45 protein-coding genes and 2 pseudogenes are annotated in these 22,219 nt (G+C 59.4%); 29 read left to right on the top strand and 18 right to left on the bottom strand.

The features are described from left to right. Positions 1-546: a terminase small subunit gene (locus GR158_RS12210; RefSeq protein ID WP_160871304.1), complete on the bottom strand. Its 546-nt coding sequence runs from the start codon at positions 544-546 to the stop codon at positions 1-3. An 89-nt stretch (positions 547-635) separates the two neighbouring features. Between GR158_RS12210 and GR158_RS12205 the strand changes: the two genes are divergently transcribed. Continuing rightward, a complete protein-coding gene (locus GR158_RS12205) occupies positions 636-881 on the top strand; it encodes a BrnT family toxin (RefSeq protein ID WP_160871303.1) in 246 nt (81 codons plus the stop codon). Next, positions 881-1,192: pseudogene (locus GR158_RS12200) on the top strand (BrnA antitoxin family protein); the annotation flags it as partial. The gene GR158_RS12205 and the pseudogene GR158_RS12200, both read left to right, overlap by 1 nt. Before the next feature lie 139 nt (positions 1,193-1,331). Here GR158_RS12200 and GR158_RS12195 read toward each other — a convergent pair. Beyond that, a complete protein-coding gene (locus GR158_RS12195; protein ID WP_160871301.1) occupies positions 1,332-1,652 on the bottom strand; it encodes a hypothetical protein in 321 nt (106 codons plus the stop codon). A gap of 125 nt (positions 1,653-1,777) precedes the next feature. On the opposite strand from GR158_RS12195, the gene GR158_RS12190 reads away from it, so the two are divergent. Continuing rightward, on the top strand, positions 1,778-2,548 hold the full coding sequence (locus GR158_RS12190; protein WP_160871300.1) for a hypothetical protein: 771 nt from the start codon (positions 1,778-1,780) through the stop codon (positions 2,546-2,548). A gap of 69 nt (positions 2,549-2,617) precedes the next feature. Here GR158_RS12190 and GR158_RS12185 read toward each other — a convergent pair whose 3' ends face one another. From GR158_RS12185 to GR158_RS12115, 15 genes are all read right to left on the bottom strand, one after another. Beyond that, positions 2,618-3,178: a hypothetical protein gene (locus GR158_RS12185; RefSeq protein WP_160871299.1), complete on the bottom strand. Its 561-nt coding sequence runs from the start codon at positions 3,176-3,178 to the stop codon at positions 2,618-2,620. 2 nt (positions 3,179-3,180) lie between these two features. Continuing rightward, complete coding sequence (locus tag GR158_RS12180) at positions 3,181-3,666, bottom strand: helix-turn-helix domain-containing protein (protein WP_160871298.1); 486 nt, start codon at positions 3,664-3,666, stop codon at positions 3,181-3,183. Continuing rightward, complete coding sequence (locus GR158_RS12175; protein WP_160871297.1) at positions 3,663-4,304, bottom strand: hypothetical protein; 642 nt, start codon at positions 4,302-4,304, stop codon at positions 3,663-3,665. Before GR158_RS12175 ends, GR158_RS12180 begins: the two co-directional genes overlap by 4 nt. Then, positions 4,297-4,782 carry a DUF1376 domain-containing protein gene (locus tag GR158_RS12170; RefSeq protein ID WP_160871296.1) on the bottom strand — a complete coding sequence of 162 codons (486 nt, stop codon included), beginning with the start codon at positions 4,780-4,782 and terminating at the stop codon, positions 4,297-4,299. The genes GR158_RS12175 and GR158_RS12170 overlap by 8 nt, the downstream gene beginning before the upstream one ends. Continuing rightward, positions 4,779-5,360, bottom strand: a complete 582-nt coding sequence (locus GR158_RS12165; protein WP_160871295.1) for a hypothetical protein — start codon at positions 5,358-5,360, stop codon at positions 4,779-4,781. Before GR158_RS12165 ends, GR158_RS12170 begins: the two co-directional genes overlap by 4 nt. Then, positions 5,357-5,731 (bottom strand): DUF1064 domain-containing protein, encoded by a 375-nt coding sequence (locus GR158_RS12160; protein WP_160871294.1) that lies wholly within the window; start codon positions 5,729-5,731, stop codon positions 5,357-5,359. Before GR158_RS12160 ends, GR158_RS12165 begins: the two co-directional genes overlap by 4 nt. Next, complete coding sequence (locus GR158_RS12155) at positions 5,728-6,387, bottom strand: methyltransferase (protein ID WP_160871293.1); 660 nt, start codon at positions 6,385-6,387, stop codon at positions 5,728-5,730. Before GR158_RS12155 ends, GR158_RS12160 begins: the two co-directional genes overlap by 4 nt. Further along, positions 6,384-6,569: a hypothetical protein gene (locus GR158_RS12150; RefSeq protein WP_160871292.1), complete on the bottom strand. Its 186-nt coding sequence runs from the start codon at positions 6,567-6,569 to the stop codon at positions 6,384-6,386. The genes GR158_RS12155 and GR158_RS12150 overlap by 4 nt, the downstream gene beginning before the upstream one ends. Beyond that, positions 6,566-7,777: a DNA cytosine methyltransferase gene (locus tag GR158_RS12145; RefSeq protein WP_160871291.1), complete on the bottom strand. Its 1,212-nt coding sequence runs from the start codon at positions 7,775-7,777 to the stop codon at positions 6,566-6,568. The genes GR158_RS12150 and GR158_RS12145 overlap by 4 nt, the downstream gene beginning before the upstream one ends. Further along, entirely contained in the window at positions 7,777-7,944 is a 168-nt protein-coding gene (locus tag GR158_RS12140; RefSeq protein WP_160871290.1) for a hypothetical protein, read from the bottom strand. Before GR158_RS12140 ends, GR158_RS12145 begins: the two co-directional genes overlap by 1 nt. A gap of 591 nt (positions 7,945-8,535) precedes the next feature. After that, positions 8,536-8,703, bottom strand: coding sequence for a hypothetical protein (locus GR158_RS12135; protein WP_160871289.1), 168 nt, complete (start codon positions 8,701-8,703; stop codon positions 8,536-8,538). After that, entirely contained in the window at positions 8,700-9,053 is a 354-nt protein-coding gene (locus GR158_RS12130; RefSeq protein WP_160871288.1) for a hypothetical protein, read from the bottom strand. The genes GR158_RS12135 and GR158_RS12130 overlap by 4 nt, the downstream gene beginning before the upstream one ends. Continuing rightward, a complete protein-coding gene (locus tag GR158_RS12125) occupies positions 9,050-9,235 on the bottom strand; it encodes a hypothetical protein (RefSeq protein ID WP_160871287.1) in 186 nt (61 codons plus the stop codon). The genes GR158_RS12130 and GR158_RS12125 overlap by 4 nt, the downstream gene beginning before the upstream one ends. Next, positions 9,232-10,119, bottom strand: a complete 888-nt coding sequence (locus tag GR158_RS12120; RefSeq protein ID WP_160871286.1) for a hypothetical protein — start codon at positions 10,117-10,119, stop codon at positions 9,232-9,234. The genes GR158_RS12125 and GR158_RS12120 overlap by 4 nt, the downstream gene beginning before the upstream one ends. Further along, positions 10,116-10,337, bottom strand: coding sequence for a helix-turn-helix transcriptional regulator (locus tag GR158_RS12115; protein ID WP_160871285.1), 222 nt, complete (start codon positions 10,335-10,337; stop codon positions 10,116-10,118). The genes GR158_RS12120 and GR158_RS12115 overlap by 4 nt, the downstream gene beginning before the upstream one ends. 93 nt (positions 10,338-10,430) lie before the next feature. On the opposite strand from GR158_RS12115, the gene GR158_RS12110 reads away from it, so the two are divergent. Continuing rightward, the gene (locus tag GR158_RS12110) at positions 10,431-10,862 is read left to right on the top strand and encodes a helix-turn-helix transcriptional regulator (RefSeq protein ID WP_160871284.1); all 432 of its coding nucleotides are present in this window, start codon (positions 10,431-10,433) and stop codon (positions 10,860-10,862) included. A 142-nt stretch (positions 10,863-11,004) separates the two neighbouring features. Here GR158_RS12110 and GR158_RS12105 read toward each other — a convergent pair whose 3' ends face one another. Then, on the bottom strand, positions 11,005-11,256 hold the full coding sequence (locus GR158_RS12105) for a hypothetical protein (RefSeq protein WP_230640051.1): 252 nt from the start codon (positions 11,254-11,256) through the stop codon (positions 11,005-11,007). Between the two features lie 193 nt (positions 11,257-11,449). Between GR158_RS12105 and GR158_RS12100 the strand changes: the two genes are divergently transcribed. The 25 genes and pseudogenes from GR158_RS12100 to GR158_RS25335 all read left to right on the top strand — a co-directional run. Next, on the top strand, positions 11,450-11,926 hold the full coding sequence (locus GR158_RS12100) for a hypothetical protein (protein ID WP_160871283.1): 477 nt from the start codon (positions 11,450-11,452) through the stop codon (positions 11,924-11,926). 8 nt (positions 11,927-11,934) lie between these two features. Continuing rightward, a complete protein-coding gene (locus tag GR158_RS12095) occupies positions 11,935-12,123 on the top strand; it encodes a hypothetical protein (RefSeq protein WP_134649919.1) in 189 nt (62 codons plus the stop codon). After that, entirely contained in the window at positions 12,120-12,296 is a 177-nt protein-coding gene (locus GR158_RS12090; protein WP_160871282.1) for a hypothetical protein, read from the top strand. The genes GR158_RS12095 and GR158_RS12090 overlap by 4 nt, the downstream gene beginning before the upstream one ends. An 88-nt stretch (positions 12,297-12,384) precedes the next feature. Then, the gene (locus GR158_RS12085; RefSeq protein WP_160871281.1) at positions 12,385-13,029 is read left to right on the top strand and encodes a DUF433 domain-containing protein; all 645 of its coding nucleotides are present in this window, start codon (positions 12,385-12,387) and stop codon (positions 13,027-13,029) included. Then, positions 13,026-13,409, top strand: a complete 384-nt coding sequence (locus GR158_RS25635) for a DUF5615 family PIN-like protein (RefSeq protein ID WP_160871280.1) — start codon at positions 13,026-13,028, stop codon at positions 13,407-13,409. The genes GR158_RS12085 and GR158_RS25635 overlap by 4 nt, the downstream gene beginning before the upstream one ends. 895 nt (positions 13,410-14,304) lie before the next feature. Then, the gene (locus tag GR158_RS12075) at positions 14,305-15,048 is read left to right on the top strand and encodes a methyltransferase (protein ID WP_160871279.1); all 744 of its coding nucleotides are present in this window, start codon (positions 14,305-14,307) and stop codon (positions 15,046-15,048) included. A gap of 69 nt (positions 15,049-15,117) precedes the next feature. Then, complete coding sequence (locus GR158_RS12070) at positions 15,118-15,507, top strand: hypothetical protein (RefSeq protein ID WP_160871278.1); 390 nt, start codon at positions 15,118-15,120, stop codon at positions 15,505-15,507. Positions 15,508-15,509: 2 nt separating this feature from the next. Beyond that, on the top strand, positions 15,510-15,650 hold the full coding sequence (locus GR158_RS12065; RefSeq protein ID WP_160871277.1) for a hypothetical protein: 141 nt from the start codon (positions 15,510-15,512) through the stop codon (positions 15,648-15,650). Positions 15,651-15,659: 9 nt separating this feature from the next. Further along, a complete protein-coding gene (locus tag GR158_RS12060) occupies positions 15,660-16,181 on the top strand; it encodes a siphovirus Gp157 family protein (RefSeq protein ID WP_160871276.1) in 522 nt (173 codons plus the stop codon). Beyond that, positions 16,181-16,669, top strand: a complete 489-nt coding sequence (locus GR158_RS12055; protein ID WP_160871275.1) for an HNH endonuclease — start codon at positions 16,181-16,183, stop codon at positions 16,667-16,669. Before GR158_RS12060 ends, GR158_RS12055 begins: the two co-directional genes overlap by 1 nt. Then, entirely contained in the window at positions 16,657-17,586 is a 930-nt protein-coding gene (gene bet, locus GR158_RS12050; RefSeq protein ID WP_246665641.1) for a phage recombination protein Bet, read from the top strand. The genes GR158_RS12055 and bet overlap by 13 nt, the downstream gene beginning before the upstream one ends. A 1-nt stretch (position 17,587) precedes the next feature. Continuing rightward, positions 17,588-18,028, top strand: a complete 441-nt coding sequence (locus tag GR158_RS12045) for a recombination protein NinB (protein ID WP_160871274.1) — start codon at positions 17,588-17,590, stop codon at positions 18,026-18,028. Continuing rightward, a complete protein-coding gene (locus GR158_RS12040) occupies positions 18,025-18,213 on the top strand; it encodes a hypothetical protein (protein ID WP_160871273.1) in 189 nt (62 codons plus the stop codon). The genes GR158_RS12045 and GR158_RS12040 overlap by 4 nt, the downstream gene beginning before the upstream one ends. Beyond that, on the top strand, positions 18,210-18,443 hold the full coding sequence (locus GR158_RS12035) for a hypothetical protein (RefSeq protein WP_160871272.1): 234 nt from the start codon (positions 18,210-18,212) through the stop codon (positions 18,441-18,443). Before GR158_RS12040 ends, GR158_RS12035 begins: the two co-directional genes overlap by 4 nt. Beyond that, entirely contained in the window at positions 18,443-18,871 is a 429-nt protein-coding gene (locus GR158_RS12030; RefSeq protein WP_246665640.1) for a DUF968 domain-containing protein, read from the top strand. The genes GR158_RS12035 and GR158_RS12030 overlap by 1 nt, the downstream gene beginning before the upstream one ends. Continuing rightward, positions 18,868-19,308 (top strand): hypothetical protein, encoded by a 441-nt coding sequence (locus GR158_RS12025; protein ID WP_160871271.1) that lies wholly within the window; start codon positions 18,868-18,870, stop codon positions 19,306-19,308. Before GR158_RS12030 ends, GR158_RS12025 begins: the two co-directional genes overlap by 4 nt. Beyond that, positions 19,305-19,598, top strand: coding sequence for a hypothetical protein (locus GR158_RS12020; protein WP_160871270.1), 294 nt, complete (start codon positions 19,305-19,307; stop codon positions 19,596-19,598). Before GR158_RS12025 ends, GR158_RS12020 begins: the two co-directional genes overlap by 4 nt. Next, complete coding sequence (locus tag GR158_RS12015; protein WP_160871269.1) at positions 19,595-19,795, top strand: hypothetical protein; 201 nt, start codon at positions 19,595-19,597, stop codon at positions 19,793-19,795. The genes GR158_RS12020 and GR158_RS12015 overlap by 4 nt, the downstream gene beginning before the upstream one ends. A 279-nt stretch (positions 19,796-20,074) precedes the next feature. After that, on the top strand, positions 20,075-20,443 hold the full coding sequence (locus tag GR158_RS12010) for a hypothetical protein (protein ID WP_160871268.1): 369 nt from the start codon (positions 20,075-20,077) through the stop codon (positions 20,441-20,443). Then, entirely contained in the window at positions 20,433-20,699 is a 267-nt protein-coding gene (locus tag GR158_RS25140; RefSeq protein WP_202402262.1) for a hypothetical protein, read from the top strand. The genes GR158_RS12010 and GR158_RS25140 overlap by 11 nt, the downstream gene beginning before the upstream one ends. Then, positions 20,696-21,250 carry a hypothetical protein gene (locus GR158_RS12005; protein WP_160871267.1) on the top strand — a complete coding sequence of 185 codons (555 nt, stop codon included), beginning with the start codon at positions 20,696-20,698 and terminating at the stop codon, positions 21,248-21,250. The genes GR158_RS25140 and GR158_RS12005 overlap by 4 nt, the downstream gene beginning before the upstream one ends. Next, positions 21,243-21,470 (top strand): hypothetical protein, encoded by a 228-nt coding sequence (locus GR158_RS12000; RefSeq protein ID WP_160871266.1) that lies wholly within the window; start codon positions 21,243-21,245, stop codon positions 21,468-21,470. The genes GR158_RS12005 and GR158_RS12000 overlap by 8 nt, the downstream gene beginning before the upstream one ends. Beyond that, positions 21,467-21,679, top strand: a complete 213-nt coding sequence (locus tag GR158_RS11995; protein WP_160871265.1) for a hypothetical protein — start codon at positions 21,467-21,469, stop codon at positions 21,677-21,679. Before GR158_RS12000 ends, GR158_RS11995 begins: the two co-directional genes overlap by 4 nt. Further along, entirely contained in the window at positions 21,672-22,049 is a 378-nt protein-coding gene (locus GR158_RS11990; protein ID WP_160871264.1) for a hypothetical protein, read from the top strand. Before GR158_RS11995 ends, GR158_RS11990 begins: the two co-directional genes overlap by 8 nt. Further along, positions 22,046-22,219: pseudogene (locus GR158_RS25335) on the top strand (DNA-binding protein); the annotation flags it as partial. The gene GR158_RS11990 and the pseudogene GR158_RS25335, both read left to right, overlap by 4 nt.

The following is a 22,219-nucleotide window of genomic DNA, read 5'->3' as shown; positions in this document are numbered from 1 at the left end:
TCACAGATTGGCATCCTCTGCGGATACGGTCAGGTTCATCTCTCCGGAATGCTCGTGCTTCTCAACGATGAAGCCCATCAGCTTGGCCAGATCCATCAGCGCCGCCCGCTTGTCATGCATCTTGATCTTCACACCGGTCTGGGTCAGCGACACTTCCGACACGGCGGCGGCAGCCTCATCGCTGATCATGTCGCTCGGGACCAGTTCGACAGGGTAGATGCCTAGGCCGTTCGGGCTGGCGTTCTCAGATTCAGTATCGACCGGGCTTCGGCCCCAACGGACAGCCTCACGGATGTCGAGGAAGGCGATCTTCGCCAGCTCGGCGGCAACACGTTCCTTCGTGATGGCAAGCTTGTCGATGACGCGCTCATTGACCTTTCCTGTGATCTCATCGACCCGTGCTGAAATCCTCTCATTTCCTCTCAATCGAGCTGCATTCCCATCATGCGGCTTGAACCCAGCTTCTGCATACGCTTCGGTTGCCGTCTTGCCTTTGGCGAGCGCCTGGGCGAACTTCTCATGCCGGGCATTTTTCAGGACTGGCATGGGCTAACCTTGAATTATCGTACATATTAAATAGTTTCCGTGTACGAATATTGTTGCACCTTAACGATTTTCCGTGTACGAATAATCCCATGAAGATCGTATGGGACGAACCGAAGCGCGAAAAGAACATTGCCAAGCACGGCTTGGACTTCGCTGACCTGTCTTTCGAGTTCTTCCTGTCTTCGAAGATCGTTCCGTCGAAGGACCGTCGCCACGTCGCCATCGGCGAATTCAACGGCATGATTATCATCGCCGTCGTCTTCAAGCCGCTCGGCTCGGAAGCGTTGTCCGTTATCTCGATGCGACCGGCCAGCACCAAGGAAAGGAAGCTGTGATGACCAGCAAATTCTCCTCAAAGCGCCCCCTCACCCAAGAGGAAGAGGCCGAAGTTCAGAAGATGATTTCCGCCGACCCGGATAACCCGGAATTGACCGACGATCAGATCGCCAACGCCAAGCCATTTGCCGAGGCTTTCCCCGGCATGGCGAGGGCCATGGAGCGGGAAATCGCAAAGCGGGGCCGACCCCGTGTCGAGAGCCCGAAGGAGGCCGTTACCATACGGCTCGACCCTGATGTGGTTGCCGCCTACCGAGAACGCGGGCCGGAGTGGCGCGCCCGTATGGCCGATGTAGTCGCCCAAGCACTGGACGGCGGCGAGATAATCGTCAACGCGAAGATGGAGCCCAAGGAGCATCCTAGACGCCGCAAGGCACGAGCTTAGGTCATGAGAAGGCTGCGCTGAGAAGCCGGACCTAAGCCCGGCTCTCGTTTCGGGTATGCGGGGGTTAGATGCCCGCTCGGGCGCCGATGTCAGGGTCGATATGGCGGTAGGCTTCGACGGCGACGGGCGTGCTGGCAACGTTCAGGCTGGAGAGGTCGACCGAACTTCGGGTGGCCGCGCTGTGGGGCTCGGCCGACGGGGCGATGACGCTGAGGCAGACGACGTCGGCATAGACCTGATGGATCATCAGCTTCTCGATCGAGGCCTTGACGGATTCGTAGACACCGGGATCGGTCGGCGTGGCCGCGACGGCCGGCGCTGCGATGGTGAAAGCCATGGCCGCAAGGGCGAGGCCGGCACAGATCAGACTTCGGATGCTGTTCATGCTCTTTCCTTTCTGCTGGGGTGGAGGGGTTAGGCGGCGAGCATTAACGCTGAGGCAAGACGGTACTTGCTCGCCAAAAAGATTCAGGGTTGAATGCGGACAGGGGACGCAATCTGGGGGAATGTATGCGTATTTTTGCGAGTTGGTCGGGCGAGGAAAGCAAGCAGATCGCAGAACTGCTGAAATCTTGGATACCGTGCGTCATACAAGACGCCGAGGTGTACGTTTCCTCTCAAGACATAGGCAAAGGTGAGCGTTGGTTGGCGTCAGTCTCCAACAACCTCGCCGAGATTGACTTCGGAATTATCGTCGTCACTAAGACAAACGTCGCGGCGCCATGGATCTTATTTGAGGCTGGAGCTTTATCGAAAAGCGTCAAAGGCATTGTCGCCCCGCTTTTATGTGGTGTCGAAAATTTTGAGGCAGCAAAATCGCCACTAACTCAGTTTCAATATGCTCGACCAGTTGCGGAGGAGATGAAAGATTTGATGCTGCAGATCAATACATTCTGCGCAAAACCACTTGATCAGACGAGAGTTGAAGCATCGTTCAATAAATGGTGGCCAGACTTTGAAGCCTCTTATTCGACGATCGAGCTACCTGACGCCAAAGCCCCAAAAAGGGAAACCGACAACGCTCGCCTACAGAACATTGAGGAAGGACTAAGCGAAGTGATGTTTGAGCTGAGGAGGATGCGCCAAGTTGGGTTTGGCCATCCCGCGCCCCCAATGGTGCCTCCCTCGATTGAGCTGGCGCAAGAACTGAACAGCCTTAGTGTGATGGAAGCAAAAGCCCTGTCTAAGGGCGACCTTGCGAAAGCTACCTCTCTAAGGGCGCGGCGGGAATATCTCAACGCACGAAAGAAAGGATACGAACTAGGTAACAAGAATGAGTGACCTAGGCTAAGCACAAATCACCACTATAGATTTCCTATACCTCATTCGGGTTGCGAGCGGAATCCCTGTTCAAGCACTTTTTCGCCGTTTCCCGCGATTTTCATAGCCAAAATGAACGGCAAGCGCGGTAAGCCCCTGCTTCAGCATTTCTACATAGGCACGCTGGAGGTTCTTGCTCTGCGCGAGATCAGCGACCGCCCGCCCCTCGCCGGCCACCTTCACCATGACGTCATAGCCGATGCCAAGGACGCGGCGGCAGTCGGCGAGGTCAATCCCGGCCTGTATCTGCCGATCGGAAAGCGCCGAGCGTGGGCCGCCGCCATCGACCGGTTCGCGACTGTAGTCGAATGATCCAGCGCCAGCGCCGCCCAGCGCCTCCCATATGCGGCGGAACCGCTCGCCTGCCTTGGCCTGGGCCTCATCGATGAGCTTCCGTTGCTCCAGTACGACGAGCGCGCTTTCCTTCATGTTCTTCACCGCCATGGTCTTCTTCGGGTTCCATGTCTCACCGTCGTGCGCCCCGTTGTAGAGCGGGTTGTCGATCTCGCTCATTTCCGGCTTGGCCTGGCTGTGTCCGACCGAAGCCAGATTGATCGTGCCGAGCTTTGCCTTCCTGCCCCGTCTTGCCATACTCATACCTCCTCGCTGTCGACGCGCGCCTGGTGCGCCCGGACGCCATGAAGCGCTGTCGTGTGATCCCGCCCACCGAACAGCCGGCCGATCTCATGCCATGAGGCAGACGGCTTCACGCTCATCTTGATCTCCCACATGAGCTTTTGGCGGAAATGGGCGATCTTCCGCTTCCGGCATGGCCCGACGACCAGTTCGAACGACATGCGCTCTTCCTGGCAGCGCTTGAGGATATGCTCGGTGCAAGGACCGCTTGCCGCAATCATCTGCCACCTGCGGAACGCCTTCACATGGGCGTCGTGGAAGTGGAGCTTCACGGGTGGGAGCCGCCGGCGCACCGTCACCATCGGGTCAGATTCGACAGGGGCCGGGACCGGTGAGGCGATCTTGCGAGGTGGTCGGCCAAGCAGCCGGCGGCGCACGGCGGCATGATCCGCAATCATCGCGGCGGCGCTGGTGAACGTCTTCGCTGTGAACTGGATGTTCATGAGCGTTTCCCCTTCACAAGTCGAGTTTCGGGAAGCTTCGAGACATGCGGCCGGCGAATGCGGAGCTTGTCCATCTCCGCCTTGTCCTCCGGCGTCATTCCGGAATGGGTATGCCCGATCACTGGCAGCGGTGCGCCAGCGTTCGCCGAAGCGATGAGTGCTCGCACCCTCTGCCTGACAGCCGGGTCGGCCCGCTCTATCGCGATTGCCGCGCGCCTTGCCTCGTCCTCTGCCCGCTCGAACAAGCGTTCGGCCTCATTGCGAAGCCCATTCTTCTCGCCGATAAATGGCGCGATGATCGACCTGGCGTGACGCGCGAACTCGGCGCAAGTCGGCATGAACTGGCCGGTATGGTTCTCGACCCGGCCGGCGAGGAAGTCGTTCGTGGCTTCCGAGACGGCCCACTCCGGCAGATCGGCGCAGGCGGTCCGGAACTCCTTGGCGAAGTCGGCCATCTCCACGTCCGGCTGGGGGCGTAGCTGGCCGCGAAGTCGGACCGCAGCGTCTCGCAGCGCGCCGGTATCGCAGCGGCGCAGCAAGGCATCGATCTCGGAAACCCGGATGCTGATTTCCCTCGCCCGGCGGCGGTAGCGCTCAGGAAGGCGTTCGAAGATATCGGCAGGGACTAGATCACCCATCGGCAAAAGCCTCCTTCAACTCGCAGATGTCAGATTTTTTTTGCGCGCCTGCGCGCTTAGAAAAACCGTTAGGTTTTGTATTGGTGGTTATGGATGGATAGCATTGCTCAAGCATCTCCTGAGCATCACCCTTTTTCGTTTTATTCCAGCGGGTTGCGGCGGCATCGCTCGCTTTCTGCTTTCTATCGACAGCCAATCGACGTTCTTTCTTGAGACGCTTCTGCACCCACATTTTGCTGCGGCCATCGAGGTGCCAGAACGTCATGATCCTTGGCTTCATCTTCGCCCAACGTGCCGGCGCAACCTTCGCGAGGCCTGAAAGCGTCTGATCATCGTCCGGCAGGGAGTTCGACGGCGCTTCCCAGGCGGCCATGAGCAACAGGAGGTACGCACCGTGCTCCTCCGTCGAGAGATGGCGGGTGTCCCGGTGATAGTCCTCGACCCACAAGGGCATGTATGGGAGACGGCGCTTGCTCATCGGCCGTACTCGTCTCGGAAGCCGCAGATGGTGAAGACCATCTTCCGCACGCCGTTCGTCCACAGCGGGCTTTCGAATATCTCTCCCCCTGTCGCGCGAAGAAGGCGGAGGTGGTTCTTGCGGAAAAGCGACACGTCGCGAAGCGTGTCCGCGGCGGCATCGTGGAACTCCGCCCCGTCGCACTCGACGGCGAAGCGCAGACCGTTCCGCAGATGCACCATGAAATCGACCCGGTACCGGCCGATATCGACCTGCGGGACAATGATGATGGGCGAGGACAACGGCCACTCTTCCGGCAGAGCCGTCATCGCCCGTGCGAAGAGCGGCGCTTCGGAACGTATCGGCGCATAGTTTCTGCCAAGCATGTGCAGGAGTGCCACCTGCTCGATCGGGCTTTCGAGGAGATCCAGCACGTCGGCGAAGTCCGATCGCGCCGCTTCGGCTTGATCATCATCCAGTTCGATCAGTTCGTTCGTCCTGGCAATCTCGGCGCGCCAGTGGACATCGCCCTGCTTCCAGTCCTGTTTCGGCAGGAGCCCTTGGCCGATGATTTCGGATTCGCGATGGGCGTACTTCATTTGACCACCTCGACCTCTATGCCGAAGCACGCCTTCATGAGCTTGGCCTTGAGACGAAAAGCAGGCGTGGCCGGCGCGCCTTTCACATCGACGACACGCCGACGGCAGACGGTGCGGTCGAAGAACACGAAATCGGCAACGTAAAAGGCGACGTGGACCCCGTTCGGTGCTAGGTCGTACCCGCGCTGAAGTTCGATATCCGTCACCTCGCCAGCACGCTCACGAACCTTCAGGTCGGCGTAGAAGCGAGCCTCGGCTTTTGAATCGAACAGGATGCCGTCGAGCAACGTCTTCTCAGCGCCGTACTTGCTGCGCTTCGGCTTCGATGACAGGAGGGCTTGGCCCTGCTCTCTGGTGAGGTGGAGCGTCATGCGGCCACCTCGCGGTAAGCCGCATAGTCTTCGGGGCGCTCAAGCTTCTTCCGGCATGGCGGGATCCAAACCAGCTTTGTTCCCGCCACACCTTTCTGCCAGACCAGCCAGCAATACGACGTGGCGGTCGATCCGGTCGCAGTCAGGCGTCCCTTCACCATCGGCACGCGCTCGGAGAACTGGGCAACGATTGACGGAGGGTTTTTGCTGAACAGTTTTTCGTAGCGGCCCACACCCTCAAGGAAAGAGGTGCGAACGATCATCGCCACACCTTCACCAGCCATGCCACGGCCCTGCGCGATGAACTGTTCAGCGAGGCGGAAGGGAGGATTACTGATAATCCAATCAACTCCCCAGCCCGGAATGTTTAGCATTCGCGGCGTGTAAGGCATAAGGAAGTCGTGCCGGAACGCGCCGTCCAGCCCATAATCATGAACATCAGATGCCCACACAGCCGAGAAGTATTCCCCAAGCGGATCGGACATGTGGCCGCGATTGCAGGCAGGCTCCCAAACGGTCTTGCCGGTTAGATTACAGCCGGTCAGCACGTGCTCGCAGAGCGCCCGCGTAGCCCATGGCTGCGTCGGGAAATCGTCGAGGCTATCGTGTGGCTCACTGCGCTGCTGCATAACGGCGGATGATGTGTTCTGGCTCATGCGCTCGCCCTCAGCTTCTCAAGCGCTGAAAGCTCTACCTTGAGGCGCTCCAGCGTGCGCGACTTCACCTTGATGCGCTTGAGCTTCACGCCGTTGTCGGCGCGCTGCATCGAGTTCTTGAGCCGGAATATCTCCTGTTCCAGCTCGGCTATCTCTTCCTTGAGGAGGGTGATGTCGTTCATGCCGCCCTCCCATAAGCAACGGCTAGCGCGCGTTCGGTCCGGAGGATCGCACGGCCTATGGCTTCGGGGATTTGCGGGACGACGGCATCGCCGAACGCTTCGACAATGAGGCTTGCTGCAGAAGTCCCTTTTGGACCGCCGACTGCAATGCGCGTGCCAGCCACCCAGGCGGAAAGCCCATCATCCAGTTGTAGGTGAGCGGCAAGGTCATCGAGGGACCAGTCAGTCCGCCATTCTGCAACGCGGCCGCAATCTGCCGTGCGTACTGCCATTTGTCGGATGCTCGGTCCCGCATCGCCCCGTCCAGCACAGCGTCCATCGTCGGCGATTTCCGCTTGTCGTACGCCGGCGACCATGCATCCATCCGCTTGTCGCGCTTGGTCGGGGTCGGCAAGGTTTCCTGCGCCGCCAAATACGTGTTCAGGTTCGTCCCGTTCGGGCGATCCCGGTAGTCCGGGCCATGTGTCGCGTCGCTCTTCCGGGGCGTAGGGAGCATCGCGGTCACATTCGTCGCAAGACCAAGGCCAGCGGATACCGTGCTCGCAGACGTGGCCAGGGCCGATCTTTGCTGCGCTTCCCACGCGTCCCGTGCCTTCGGGGGCATGATCTCCCGCATGCTTATGCCGCGCCGGCCATCCGCGTCGTATCGTGGACCACCCTTCATGTCCCGCTTCAGAGGTGTCGGTAACCTGAGCGAGGTCGCATCCGATAAGCCAGCTTCGGGGCCGCTCGTGGTTGGCGCCGATGTCTCCAGCACGTACCACGAACGTCCAGCAGGTGTAGCCGAGTTCCTCCAGCGCAGCGAGGACGGCGTCAGCGCCCCGAGTTCGGAGATTAGAGCTGTTCTCAAGAGCGAACCAACGAGGACGGCACTCTCCGATGATGCGGATGGCTTCGAAATAGAGGCCGCTGCGCGCGCCTTCGACCCCTTTTCCTTTGGTGTTGGCTGAACTGATGTCTTGGCATGGGGGGCTTCCGACGACGACTGACGGAAGTCGTCCGAAATCTCGGAGAATTCGATCTGCCGTGAGGGTGCAAACATCGTCATAGATCCTGACGCCTGGGTTGTTCTGCGAGTAGATCTCCCGGCGCCATTCGACGAACTCACAGGCGGCCATGGTCTTGAAGCCAGCGCGATGCATCCCGAGCGACCAACCGCCAGCGGCGGCGCTGAACAAGTCGAGCACTTCGATCTGGTGTGGCTGCATCACTCGCCCTCCTCGATCTCGTCCTTAAGCTCCGGCGCCAGCCAGAATGCGAGCTGCTTGGATGAGCGCATGAGCGAGCGTGCGAGGGCTACCCGCTTGCATTGCCACCAGGAGCGCAGTGGCGTTTTCGATTTCGCGTTCGAGTTCGCGTGCTTCTTCCCGTCCATAGTGGACTCCCGTCTTCGTCTCGATTGCGTGAAGTTCGTCGGCGCTGATGGAGACGCGAGGATCCGCGTACCAAACGTCTTTCGTTCGGGAGACCGACCAGCCGAGTTTGCGGGCGGCTGCGGTAATCCGCGCCTTCACGCTCCCGTGCGAGGGAGGCGCGATCCGATGCCTCAAGGCCTTCTGGCAGAATTCAACTGTCGACATTTTCGGACTAATCCTATCGATTTTCGGCATTTCGCGATTTCTCCTGTGTCAATTTCGTCTTGCTACAGAGCGAAGGGAGACACAGTGAAACGACCTTCAAATTCCAGTGGAGACGAAGCGAGCCGCTTCCCGCATGCGGCGGGTGAGTTACCCGCTTCGTCTCTCAGGTCCGCCGCTGGCGAGACCGTTGTTCAGTTCCCCAGCCCCGCCGCAAAATCAGCTGGGGCCAGAGAGGGCGCCGGGGTTTCCCCGGCTTCGGCGTCCTCGTTCGTTTCCTTGGGAAGCGCCGTGCACGCAGTCGTTCTGCGGCTCAAAGGCGATTTCCCGAGGATAAGGGTGATGGCCGGCGCGCCCTGGGAGGAGGAGCAAGCGCGCCGGCCTCTCAATCAGCCGCCGGAGGGGGACGAGCCGCGCTGATTGAAATGGATCTGGTCGCCTTCGGTGGCTCCGGAGAACTCTCCGCGTCCGTCGTCTCGGTCGGCCAAGGCGTATGCGACCGCCGTCGCGCCGCAGAGGATCGTGAAGCCGATGATGCCGTAGATGAGCCAGCTCATGCGTCCACCTCGACGAGCTTCCCGGTCTTGTTCAGAAGGTTGCGGAGGATGGACATGCCAAGGTCAGTGCCGCGCTCGACGGCAGGCCGGAAGCGCCACGCCGAAAAGCCTGGCTCGAACTTGAAGCCGTGCGCAGTGACAAAGTGGGAGTTATCCAACTCCGCAAGCAGAAGACATACTTCGCCGGAAATCGCCGTGGTCCTGATGTCGCGGACGGCGTAGACGCAGCCCCTTACCGGATACTTGGCGCCTAGACTGATTGCGCGTGCTCGCGGCACGATGCCATCCCCGACACGAGGGGTATCGTCGACGAGAACGACCTTCTGCCCAACACGGAAATTGCATGTCATGCTGCCTTCCTCCTCGGACGGGATTGATGGGAACGGGAACTGGAGCGCTCGACTTCGAGCATCACGGCCCGGTCGATCTCGCGCGGGCGAACATCGAGGCCCAGGCGCATGTCTGTCAGCGCTACCTCGGCTCGGCTTTCGAGAGTGTCGTGGTGGTCTTCAATGCGAGAGACGATGTTCATGCCATCTCCTCGCTTTTCTGCATCGCCCGACGGCAGGACCAGCAATGATCACGTGTGCCGCTGGCGCAATTCTCCGGGTGTTGGCAGTTGGGACGGAAGGAAACCTTCGGCTTGGCGGGGAGAGCGGCATTGGCGGCGCCCTCCCCTGTGTTCGAGGTTTGGGTTTCATCACCCGCGCCGGGAGCGCTGCTCGTTACTACAATGGCTCCTCCTTCTCCGGGTTGATCGGACTGGCGGTCGGACGACGGCGGTTCAACGCCAGCGGCGTTCGCAAGTCGGGCGCTACTACCCTTCACTTCAGCGATTGCGCCGTCGTCCGATTGGGAATTGGTGTTGGTGGCACGCTCCGATTTGGCGCTTATGAGACCCGACGTCGTCGCGTCGGGCCGGCCTGGATGGCTGGAACCACCCATTTTTACGCCGCCGGCATCTGTGCTTGGTATGCTCGGTTCGCCACCGGAAACCGCCGGATGTGCGGGCCGGGTAATCTCTTCCGCCGTTACCGGCGCTGTTCTGATGTCTTCGTGCTTGGTGAGGATGGAAAGGCCAGCGTCGGAGCGGCGAGCGGCCGAATAGCTGTTGCCCTCACGTGCACGTGCGCGTGTGAGGAGCGAGACATAGTCGTCGACGCGCTCGCCCTTTTCCTCGCGCTTCTCCTTCGCCTTCTCGTCAAGGCGCATCTCGCCAATCGCGCCCTTGAGCGCGGCGACTTCGGCGGAGACGTGCTTGCCGTCCCAGCCAAGGCCGCGCAACTCTTCGCGCAGATCAGCGTAGATCTGTTTCAGGTCATCTGCCGCCTGCTGGCGCATGTCCTCGGCCTCATTGATGAGGCGGGCAACGCGAGCGGCCATATCGTCGGGGATGGTGTGAGGCTCACCGATCATGCCGCGGCTCCCGAGGCGGCGACTAGACCGGCCAGATCGGGTCGAAGCTCATGAGGCGGGATGCCTGTGGCCTCAGAAACAGCTTGAAGGTTCTCAGCAGGAATGCGCCGTTTTCCAGTCTCATATCGAGACCATTGCACGCCACTAACGCCGACGAGTTCGCCGGCCTCTTCGATGCTGAGTTTGCGCGCCTTGCGCCATGTCCTGATCTTTTCCATGAACGGAAATTACCATATTGGCAATTTCAGTCAACGAGGAAAATTACCATATTGGCTATTCATGCCGAATATGCCGGGAAGTAGGTTTCCGGTATGGTAAAAACGCGCGCCACCGACAAGCAGCCCGACGGGGTCTTCATCATCGAGCGGATGGAGACGGAGGGGCTTAATAATAAATTGATCGCGGAAAAGATGGATACGAGTGACGTTAACGTCTCTCGCCTCCTCACGGGCAAGCGCGGCTTGGATTTAGGGTGGCTACAGGCGTTCGCGGCTGCGCTTAACGTCCACGTATCAGAGTTATTCCTTCATCCCCAACGCGACATGGGTCGGAAGGCCAGCGACGAGGAAATTTTGGCGCTTCTTCGCCGCGTCCCCGGCCTTGACGACCGAGGCGTGGAGCTCGCGTTCACGGTAATCTCAAATCATCTGTCGGTCAGTCGGTCGCCCAAACCATCATCATCTTCCGTTGATGATCAATCCGGTACTCCCAGTCCCCGCCGTGGATCCTCTTCATCTCAGTAGCTATTCGAGCAGCTGATCGCTCTATCACGACAGAGGGTTCAAAAGCCGGCCCCTCTGCCATGTCTCGCAGCGTTGCAACAGTATCAGCGTTACGAACCGGAGGCGGTTTCGCGTATCTGATCGCCATGATGCCCGCGCCCTCCTAGATCGGCTGCATGTTGCTGACTTCCTCGGGCTTCTCATCGCCGTGGAAATAGATCAGCTTCGGCTCGCCGAAGTCGCCACTCTCGGGGTCTCCTTCCATCACGGTCGCAAAGACCATCGGCTTCTGTAGCGCCAGGCGCTCGGCCATCCGGCGCGCATGCATGACGCTTGTCGCCTGCACCGGGATATCCGGCTTCATCGCGCCACGCTTGGCCGGGGAGAAGGATTGAACCACGAAAAACTCTGCCATGTTCATGCTCCTTGGGATTTTGGGATGCCCTTAGCATGACTCGAAAACCAGAACAGAACAAGAACAAAATTAGGAAAATAGTCATACTCGTTAACGGCTACCATATGCAGCGATTACACGTAATGAGAGTCGCGTTCCCTTGTGCGCCGGTGGAATCAAGATATCGTACAGTCAGTCGTTTTGGGGGAACAAAATGCTGGGATTTCTTGCAGACTTGCCGTCGTGGGTGACTTACGCCCTTGTCGGCGGTGTTCTGGGTGCAACCTTCGGTGCGGCTGGACACCTGATCGGGAAGGCCACGGGGCTTAAATGGACGCGTTACGCGGCTATCGTGGGGATAGTCCTCACTAAGCCGGTTGTTGAGCAGGTTATGGCACCAATTATCGTGAACGATAAGCTCAATGCCGGGCTGCCGAAGATGATAGATGATATCACCCGCATGGACCGAATTGAGTACCAGGGTAAGACCTTCCGGTATTTTTACACAATCACATCAACGACGGGCTTGGAGGACGTCAAAGAAGAGGAACTCAAGAAGGCGAGTATTTCTCAAATGTGCGACTATTGGAAACCGAAACTACTCAGTGGGGAAACCGATGCCGCTGAGTACAATTATGCGCTTGGCGCCCGGAGTGCCAGCTTCTCTGTCGTCCTCTCTGACTGTATCTGAGGCCGCTCATGGCGAAGAAACCCAAACCTCCCCGCGAACGCGCCGCCCGCGCCCTTTGCAGCCATTTCGGCGTGCCGGAGAACATCGTCCGGGACAAGAAGCCGATGTGGACGCAGTACCTAGATATGGCGGATGCAGCGCTACAGGCCGCATTGTCTCCAGAGGAGTGGGAGAGGATGAAGGCGGAAGGCCCATGAAGATCACCATCGAGCTTTCAGCCGATGAAGCCGTTGCCCTGCGCCGGCTCGCCTACGAAACCGGGGAGGAATTGGAAGAGGCTGCGCGTACCGGCCTGCGGGAGTTTCTGATCGGGACCGGGATGCTGGAGATGATCGAGGGCGATAATGATAATGAGGTCAGCCAAACGTAAGGGGACGACGCATTGAGCGGGGTTGACACACAAGAATATTTGATCCGTAGGCCATATTCTTAACCGCGACACGCGCTATAATCGCTGCATGACTCAGACACTTGACAATGTAATAGCTCTGTTCACCGTTGATCAGGCATCTCGCCTGACCGGCGTGAGCAGGCGTCAACTTGGGTCGTGGGCTCGCGATGGTTTTTTTGCGCCAAGCGTTTCTCCCGGCGAGGGCGGCCCGTTCACACGCCTCTACTCTTTTAAGGATCTCCTCTCGCTCAAGGTGCTGAACCAGCTTCGCAACGACACGCGAGTAAGTATGGACCACCTGAAAGAGGTGAAGCGTGACCTTGCGCACCTCGGCGAAGACCTTTGGGTAAAAAGCACTCTATACCTTCTGGGAAAAAAGGTCGTTATCGAGCGCGACGACGAGACACGCCACGAGGCTGGAAGCGGACAGGAAGTCTTCCAGATCCCCCTGAAGATTATCGTCGGAGGCATGCGGGAGCGCATTCGTGAAATGAACAAGCGTGGCGCAGACGAGGTCGGCCACATTGAGCGTACTCGCGGGATCGTCGGGAATAAGCCCGTAATTGCTGGGACTCGGATTCCAGTCTCGTCTATCAAGGAATTTTCGGAAGCCGGGTTTAGCGTAGACCAAATCATGAAAGAGTACCCGTCCCTTGATCGAATGGACGTGGAAGCTGCCATTGCATTCAAGGACAAGCGCAACGCTGCATGAAGTTCTTACTGGATGAGGGGGTTCCGGTATCAGTGGGCAGCGTTCTTGAAGGCGCTGGGCACGAAGTTATTCTATTTGACAATAGCGGATTGGCCAAAGGCACCCCTGATCCAGTAGTTTGCGCGGCCGCAGAATCCCATGACGCGGTTCTAGTCGCTGCGGACCACGACATGAAAATGCTTGCCCGCGGGCACGGTATCACAAAGGCCAGGTTCAAAACGTTGGGGCTTGTGCGCTTTGAATGTAAGAAGCCAGATTGCTCAACTAGAATCGGTGTTGCGCTATCGCTTATCGAACACGAGTGGGGCAAGGTTGCTGATGGCACGTGCGAGAGGCTATTTATTGTCATTGGAGACAACTCGATACGCACACACCGATAATGCTAAGAACCACAGCAGACGTTTGCAAGCCCGCCTTCACCAGCGGGCTTTTTCATATCGAAATCATCCGATCCCACACCGGCGCTGAGACCAAATCTCTCGGATGATTTCCCGCGCACGACTTGCCGCTAGGTGCATCGGTTGAGCCGCGACATCAACAGTTCGAAGTTCACCGACCGGCCGGCGCCGATAGTGAACTCTCTCTGAGCGTGATCTACGCCGTATCTGCCGTGATATCAGCGTGACATTGGCGTTCGCGTCTTCCGGCGTCTAAGCGTCCTCGAAAGACGGAAGTTGAAAAACTCCGCCCGTTCGAGTTATGAATCGCCTAGCTGAAGCAATGGATCAAGGATGCCTAGAGATATACTGAAAGCGCTCCCGGAAAAGGTGTCGGAAACGCTTGCCTTTATGAAGGTGCCCGAGACTGCGGAGACCGAGGCGCGAATTATAGAGGACTTACTAGTTTACGGCGTACGGGTGAGCCGGCGAACCATGAAGCGGTACAAAGCACGCTTGCCGAATGGAAGGTACATAGCCGCGCTCAACTTTTTCGATCTTGAGCGTATGCTTAGAAAGCTCCAGTGTGACAACGCCAATCTGACTCCAGAGAGAGCGATCTCCGTGGCTGGTCCCACGTAGCACCGGCCCACGCCTCCCCGCGATACCGAGCCAAGGGTATCGCCTTTTGTCCCGCCACTGCGCGGGGCTTTTCGTTCCTGCATCCCCTCGCCCGGCCGGTCCATCCTGCCGGGTTTTTCGTGTGGTGATTCTAGCAGGTTTGGTGACGGGGGCAAGAAAATTACCAAATCGGCAATTTCCCTATTGACCATCACTTACCATTTCGGTAATTTCTCCTCATCGCCCCGACACACCGGGAACATGAGGAGCAAGGGAAATGCCACAGATTGCCGAGAACGTTCTGAAGGTTCTGGACGCCGCTATTGTGGAAGGCTCGAAAGTCTTCCTGACCGGTCAGCTTGACCGCAAACTCTATACCGAGACTGACAAGGTGCTTCAGGCCGCAGGCGGCAAGTGGAACCGCTCGGCAAAGGCTCACATCTTCGATGGTGATGCCAACGACGCTCTGGAGCCGATCATCCTGACCGGAGAATACAGCCGCACAAAGCAGGACTTTGGCCAGTTCGACACGCCTTCTGATCTCGCTGACGAGGCTGTCGGGATGTCCGATATCGATGCGGGCATGCTGGTTCTGGAGCCGAACATTGGCCTTGGTAACATCGCCGTCGCCGCAGAACGTGCCGGAGCGGTCATCACGGGCTTTGAGGTCGATGTGACCCGCGCCGCCAAGGCGCACTCGCTGCTGCCAAAGGCGAACATCAAGGTCACTGATTTCCTTACCGAGGACCCGACGCCGATCTTCGACCGCGTCGTGATGAACCCGCCCTTCGCCAAGCAGGACGACATTCGCCACGTCTTGCACGCCTTCAAGTTCCTCAAGCCCGGCGGTCGCCTCGTCGCGATCATGTCGGCGAGCGTCATGTTCCGCGATAACAAGCTCACGACCGAGTTTCGCGAGTTCGTCTCGGCACACGGAGGCTGCATCAAGCGCCTGCCTGAAGGCTCGTTCAAGTCCAGCGGGACCGGCGTCAACACCTGCATCGTCACCATCAACGCCTGACCGATCTTTAGCGGCATCCGCCTCTCCCATGGGGCGGATATCGATAGAGATGAACCTGAGGAAACCGACATGCATCGCACTCAGTTCTGCACCGCCCGCGAAACGATCATGATCAAGCTCGCGACTTCGACCGGCTTCTACTTCGAAGAGGGCGAGCGCCACGGCAAGACATACGACAACCTTCGCCACTGCGTCACGCGTCTGACGATGGACAATGCGGCGGCCTACCTGCGCTTCGACCTCGACACCCTTTCGGCCGAGGACGTCACCGAAGAATTCGCCGCCGAATGGCTCCAGACGTTCAAGGGCTCGCCGGAGGATGAAGACCAGCTTCCCATCTACGTCCGCACCTCGCAGGCGTGGGACGCGTGGTGCGAAGCCTACACCGTCGAGAACGGCCTTGCGTTCACGCGGCGCGGACACGGCACGCTCAATCATCGCCAGCAGTTCGGACGCTGATCATGCGTCCGGTCTATCTCATCCTTGAGGAAGCGAACACCGGCGCTGCCAAGCATGGCAACGCCTGCCTGATCCTCCTCGCCTTCATTGTTTTCGCAATCGTCATCGGAGCCGGCCTCACGGTCGGGCCGGTCAACCTATAGGAGCGCGCCGTGTCGAACGCTGAGCATTCCATCGTCCGCAACACTGAATACGCCAAGCGCCTGCTGGCCGATCTCCGCGCCAGCGGGGATGCTCACGACGCCGAACTGGTTGCCGACAGCATCGAAGGTGAGACCGGGCTTCATGAGGCTATCGAAGCAGCCCTTGCCGAGATTGACGAGTGCGATGTCATCGTGGCCGGCCTCAAGGCCAAGGAAGCAGAGTTTGCCAGCCGCCGCGCCGCCGCCGAGAAGCGTATTGAGCGCATCCGCGCGATGATCGAGCAGGCGATGCTAGCAACCGAGCAGACCTCGTTCCGCCTGACCACGGGCACCGTGACGCTGACCAAGCGCGCCGCCGGCCTGATCATCACCAACGAGGCCGACATTCCCGGTGAATTCTGGGTTGAGCAGGAGCGCCCCGCGCCGAAGCTCGACAAGAAGGCCCTGCTCCGCGCGCTCAACGAGAAGAGAGCCGTCCCAGGCGCCGGCCTCGACAACGGTAGTTTCAGCCTTTCCGTTCGGAGGAAGTGATGATCACTCTGGCACGGCTTAAGTCACTGCTGTCATACGACCCAGAGACTGGGGTGTTCACCCGTATCCAAGCCGCTGGGACAGCAAAGGCGGGCGACGCCGCAGGGACGATAACCACCCAAGGGTACGTGCAAATCAGCGTGGATGGGGAATTGTTCCTCGGCCACCGGCTCGCTTGGTTTTACACGTACGGACGATGGCCGGATGCCCACACGGACCATGTGGACGGCGATCGCGCGAATAATCGCATCGCCAACCTGCGCGAAGCGTCAGCCGCTCAGAACTGCAGCAATCACGGCCCACAGACAAACAACACCTCCGGGGCGAAGGGCGTCTATTGGTCGAAAATCAGAAAAAAGTGGGTCGCGCAGATCGGGGTCGCCAAACGCGTGATCAATCTCGGCGGGTTCGAAGAATTCGAAGCTGCTGTGAAAGCCCGTGCCGCGGCGGAAGTTCAATATCAGGGAGAATTCAGATGCCAGAGGTGATGACGCGTTTCGATTTGACCGCCCGTCAGGTCGCCCTTGTGAAGGACACCGTTGCAAAGGACTGCAACGGCGACGAATTCTCGCTGTTCATGGAGGTGGCGCGGGCCAAGGGGCTCGATCCGTTCCTAGGCCAGATCATCCCAATGGTCTTTTCCAAGGACAATGCGGCAAAGCGCAAACTGACGATCATCATCAGTCGCGACGGGCAGCGCGTCATTGCGCAGCGTTGTGGCGACTATCGCCCCGCCAGCAAGCCGCCGGAGTACGAGCGCGACAAGGATCTGATTTCCCCCCTGAACCCACAGGGCATCGTGTCTGCGACGGTTTATCTGTGGAAGCAGGACCCAAAGACCAGCGATTGGTACGAGGTCGCCGGCCAAGCCTTCTGGGAGGAGTTCGCGCCCGTTTCCGATGAGTGGGTCTATGACCAAGAGGCTGGCAAACGCAAGCCGACAGGCAAAAAGGTTCTCGACAGTTCGGGCAACTGGTGCCGCATGCCGCGCCTGATGATCGCGAAGTGCGCAGAAATGCAGGCATTGCGCGCCGGCTGGCCCGAGCAGTTCACCGGGCTCTACGATGAAGCAGAAATGGATCGCGCCAAGGTTCTCGACCTGTCGGCTACCGAGATTGTCGAGCATGACCGGCAGGAAAGCCGCCTCAAGGCTGTCGGCGCCAAGGATTCGATCACCGTCACCTGGGGCGACAACTGGACGCTGGAGAATGTTCCGGTCGGCCAGCTCGCAGACCGAGCAATGGAGTTCATCAAGAGCGAGACGCCCGAGAAGGTCGCAAAGTGGCGGGACGCCAACCGCGAGCCCCTTCGCGAATTTTGGGCGCGTGCGCCGGGCGATGCCGCGCACCTGAAAAAGGCGATCGAGGCGAAGATTGCCGGCAATCACGTTCTGATGGCGGGCTGACATGGAAAAGCAGCGCTTCATCCTCATTAACGACAGGGTTCGCCGGAATGCGGTGGACGCTGTCATTCGAGCCGCCGCCGGCAGCGCGGTGACCGTCGGCGCGGCAACGCGCAGCCTCGATCAGAACGCGAAGTTTCACGCGATCTGCACCGATATCGCCAACTCTCCCATGACATGGGCCGGCAAGCGCCGGTCCGCAGAGGAATGGAAGGTTCTGCTCGTCTCCGGCCACACCAAGGCGACGGAAGGCGAAGTCGAGTTCGTTCCGGGCCTCGAGGGGGAGTTCGTGAACATCCGCGAATCTACCGCCCGTATGTCGGTGAAGCGTGCTGCCAGCCTCATCACCTACGCCCTCGCCTTCTGCGACACGAACGGCGTCCACCTGACCGAGACCATCCGCGGCGGCTTCCACGAGGCTGCGAACGATAGGAGAGTGGCATGACAGACGCTGAGAAGCTGAAAAAGGCCGAGACCGCCATTTCCTACCTCCTCAATCGATCGAGGAGAGATGACAAGCTCTACTACCAGATCGGGTTCGGAACTGAAGCTTTCCGGCTTCTGACGGATGCGTTCGCCGCCCTGACCGGCGAAGAGGTCGCAGTCGTAGAGAGGAGGTACGGCGCATGACCAGCACCATCCGCGTCAAAGGCTACGAGCGCCGCAAGCCCGAGAAGGCACCTGATCCGTTTCAGGATATAATCGACGCCCGTATCGCGCGCCGTCGAGCGACGGCGGAGGGTTTCGCCCGCATTCATTCCTACCGGGACAGCATCGACTACTCGGCCGGGCCGAACGCTTTAACCGCGATCGTTGGGAAGCTCCGCCGGCTTGTCGTCGACTGGAAGGCGGTGAAGTGATGGCGATGCGCATCAACACCGCTGCCTTCCGCACCGAACCCGAACCGCCCAAGCGCCGACCGAAGAAACGGAGCGATTACCTGTCGTTCCTGCACAAGCTACCGTGCGTCGTGACCGGCCGGTTTGGCGTCGAGGCGGCCCACGTCTCCTATGCCAACATCTTCCACGGCCATTTCGGTCGGGGAAAGCAGACGAAGGCACCGGATCGGTTCGCCCTGCCCCTGTATCCCGACGAGCATCGGGCGCAGCATTCCATGAATGAGCGAGAATACTGGACCTCCAAGGGCATCAACCCGCACGAGCTGGCGAATACCCTCTTCGGCATCTGGTCGGATTACGACGAGCCCGAGGCCGTCACCCACTGCACCCATCGTATCAACCAGGGCTTGGCAATGGCCGGCCGGCTGCCTTCGAAGGATTCCGCATGATCAAGAAGATAGAAGACGGCGGGGCCCTTCAAAAGATCGGGATACGGGTCTCACCTCTATCAAACCGGATTGTCCTCGCACGCTTCGGGAAATCCCCGAACGTCGCACTAGAGTCCCGGGATGCCATGAACGAGTTCCTTCAAGCTCTGGTCCAGTACGCATTCAATGGCAGGATGCCCGACGAGGATGAAGGTATAACCATCGACTTCGGAGGAGGAAGCGAGCAGTTCACCGCCGTTATCCGCCGTAAATCCACAGTGGCGGCGGCCTGCCACGTCAACAGCGGGGCGTATAGGCAAATATCGGTCGACGAGTGGAAAGCACTCGGCGGCGACGGGAACCCGCTCTGCGACTGGCATGAGGGGATTGGTTACGTCGTCTACGATGAGAAGGCTCTTGAACAGTTTCGGGCAAAGACAGCCGGCGGTGAAGCATGAGCGACCTGTCCTCACTAATCGCAGGCCAGTGGCGCCCCATTTCTGAGGCCGACAAGGATATAGCCTATATCCACGATATGGCCGGTCTCCGCATCGGCGGGTCTCATCCGATCTGGGTTCGCGACGAAGACGGTCGGGTCTACGAGGCCCTTTGGTCCGACGACGGCAAACGCGCCTACTGGTGGGACATCGAGGGCGAAAGCCCGGTCGATCCCGTCGAGTTCATGCCGCACCCGCTCGACCCGCGATTTCCTCCCCGCGCTCTTGATCAGAAAGGCGGGACGGAATGAGAAGCGCCCGCAAATTCATCAAACCGTCTTCGGGCTGGGGATCGGCGGGCACGCGCCGGAAGATTTGCACCAGCCTACCGCCCGAAGTCATGGAGCAACTGAGCCTTCATGCCGAGCGGGAAGGAAAGTCGATCTCCTCCACCATTGCCGACCTCGTGAAGGCCGGCCTTGATCAGAAAGGCTCCTCCAATGAGTGAGAGCGTGAAGCATACCCGCGCCCCATGGGAAGTTGTGCAGGGTTCCACGACCGGTCGCCTTGTCGTGTCCCCTATGTCTCCGAAGTCAAAGCGGAATGTGGCGCACGTCGGTGGACCAGACCGTGATGCCAACGCCTGCCTGATCGCTGCGGCTCCTGAACTCTTGGAGGCTGCGCGGCGGTTGGTTTCGACTTACGCCGACTTCCAAGATGGGAACGGAGAGGCTTGTCAGGACGTCGAATTTGCCAAAGCCGCCATAACCAAAGCGGAGGCGCGCCCATGACCTCCCCCGTATCAGCCATAGAGGCAATAGAGAAGGCGCTGGACGAGTTTGACCGAGAGGTTCAGGAGCAGCTTTCTGCGGAAAGTGAAAGGGCAGACCTCTGGGAGGAGCTTGATGTAAACGCTTCTGATCTTCGTGAAGTCCTCTCCCTCGCCCGCCAGGCAGAGGCGTTGCAGCGGGAGAATGCGGAGCTGCGGGAAGCGCTGAAGCCGTTTGCCGAATGCGTGCCTGAATGGGACGGCGAACCTGATTCCCTCCATGTCTTCTTTGAATGGAACGACGAAAACGCCCCAGTTCCAAGCCTGCCGGTCGCAGACTTCCGCCGCGCCCGCGCACTCCTCGGAGGATCTGAACATGCAGAGTGAGTACTTCGGACATGACGATGACGCATGGGATCAGAATACCGGAAAGCCCGGCATCCAACTTTTCGCCAATGCCGTTCAGGTTTGGGCTTTCAGCAATGCCAATGCTGGTCAGCCATCTAACGTCGCGGCAGCGGCTTCGGCATTCGCTGTCGAGCCACTTATGATCAAGCTGGCGGTCGAGGCTCACTATTGGATGTACCTCTCCGGCCCCGACGACGATTTCACGAAGTTGCAGATCGAGCACGAGGGCGAATGATGGACCCGATCAAAATAGCAGATGCGATAGAAGCCTGCGATTGGTCAGGCTGCTCCATTGGCAACAAGGAAATCTTGAAATCAGCGGTTTCAGCCCTCCGCACCGCCGCCCTGTCCGATCAAGAGCGGGCGGTAGAGGTAAACGTTGGCCTACGAGGGGCAAGGGAAATCGCGTCACGCGACCTCGCCTCCGTCTCCTCAGTCAAAATACCTTCCGCCCTTGTCGATGTGCCGGTAGAGCCGGTGGCTTGGCAGCGCCGGACGGATAGTTTCGGCTGGCAGATCGTAAACGCCGAAGACCTCGATCACTATCGGGCGAAGGGCGCGGAACTGCGCCCCCTCTACACCCGCCCTCCCCATAGAGAAGGAGAGGACAGCGCGGAGGTGTGGCCGGAAGAGCCAACAGAAGCCATGATGCGCGTCCTGTTCACACTCAACAGCGGCACGGCGAGAACAACGGAAGAGGTGACGGCTGTTTACCGACAGCTTCTCGCCCTCGCCGCCACGCGCAGCGCTTCCGCCACAAGTGCGAAGTGGTGCGCCGATGAGTGAGATCATCCGCCTTTATCTGCCGTGGTTCATGTCGGCCGTCACGATCTGGATGACGCTGCTTGCCGGCAACAAGCACCGCTCCGCCTGGCTGATCGGACTTGGCAACCAGCTTCTCTGGCTCGTCTGGATCATCACGACCGCCGCGTGGGGGCTCCTGCCCATGAACGCCGCGCTCTGGATCGTCTACGGCCGCAATCATCTGAAATGGAGGAAGGCATGAGCGATCTGAAACCGTTCCTCGAAGACATGCTGTCCATGTCCACCGGGAAAGACGGCAGGACGCTCGAAATTCATTTCAGCCGCCCCGTCACCAAGGAAGACAGGCAAGCCTTCGCCGACGCGCATAATGCCATCGTGCGCGGGCAGCTTGCCGCCAGCAAACCAACTGGAACCTCCCCTATCCGCCAGAGAGGAGAGAGCGATGGCTAGATCATACGGAATGTTTCGGGCGAAGTGCGGACATGAGGGCTGCACAGAGTTTGCTCGCTACGAGGCAGGCACCCGGAAACACTATCTCGACCTCTCTCTACGTTATGGAAACGGCAAATGGCGGTGTGTCCGCCACAGCCAGCCGGACGAGGTGCTGTCTTCAACAAACACAAAGCTTGTGAACGAGCTTCGGGTGATAGTGGACGACGGCCATTCATACTGGGGGAAAGAGCGGGCTTCCAGCGGCTTCAAGCATGGCCCGGGCTTCAAAGCCTTTGCTGAGGATTTCCCCGAAGGAACCGTGCTCAGGATAACCGCTGAAATCGTTCCGGCGCCCTCCCGCAACGCACTGGATAAGGAGCGGGGATGACGGCGCAAGAACCAATCCTGCTCACTCCGGAATCGGCCGCATCCCGTCTCGGGATATCGACGCGGCAACTTCGGGACTTGACCGACCACGGTCAGTTGCGATGGATTAACATCGGCCTCGGCAAGAAACGTCCGACACGGCGCTACACGCCGGCTGACCTGGAGGCCTTC

It is taken from the genome of Shinella sp. AETb1-6 (assembly GCF_009826875.1).
Classification (GTDB): domain Bacteria; phylum Pseudomonadota; class Alphaproteobacteria; order Rhizobiales; family Rhizobiaceae; genus Shinella; species Shinella sumterensis.
The sequence above is the reverse complement of the archived record's forward strand: the minus strand, read 5'-3'. Positions and strand labels throughout refer to the sequence as shown.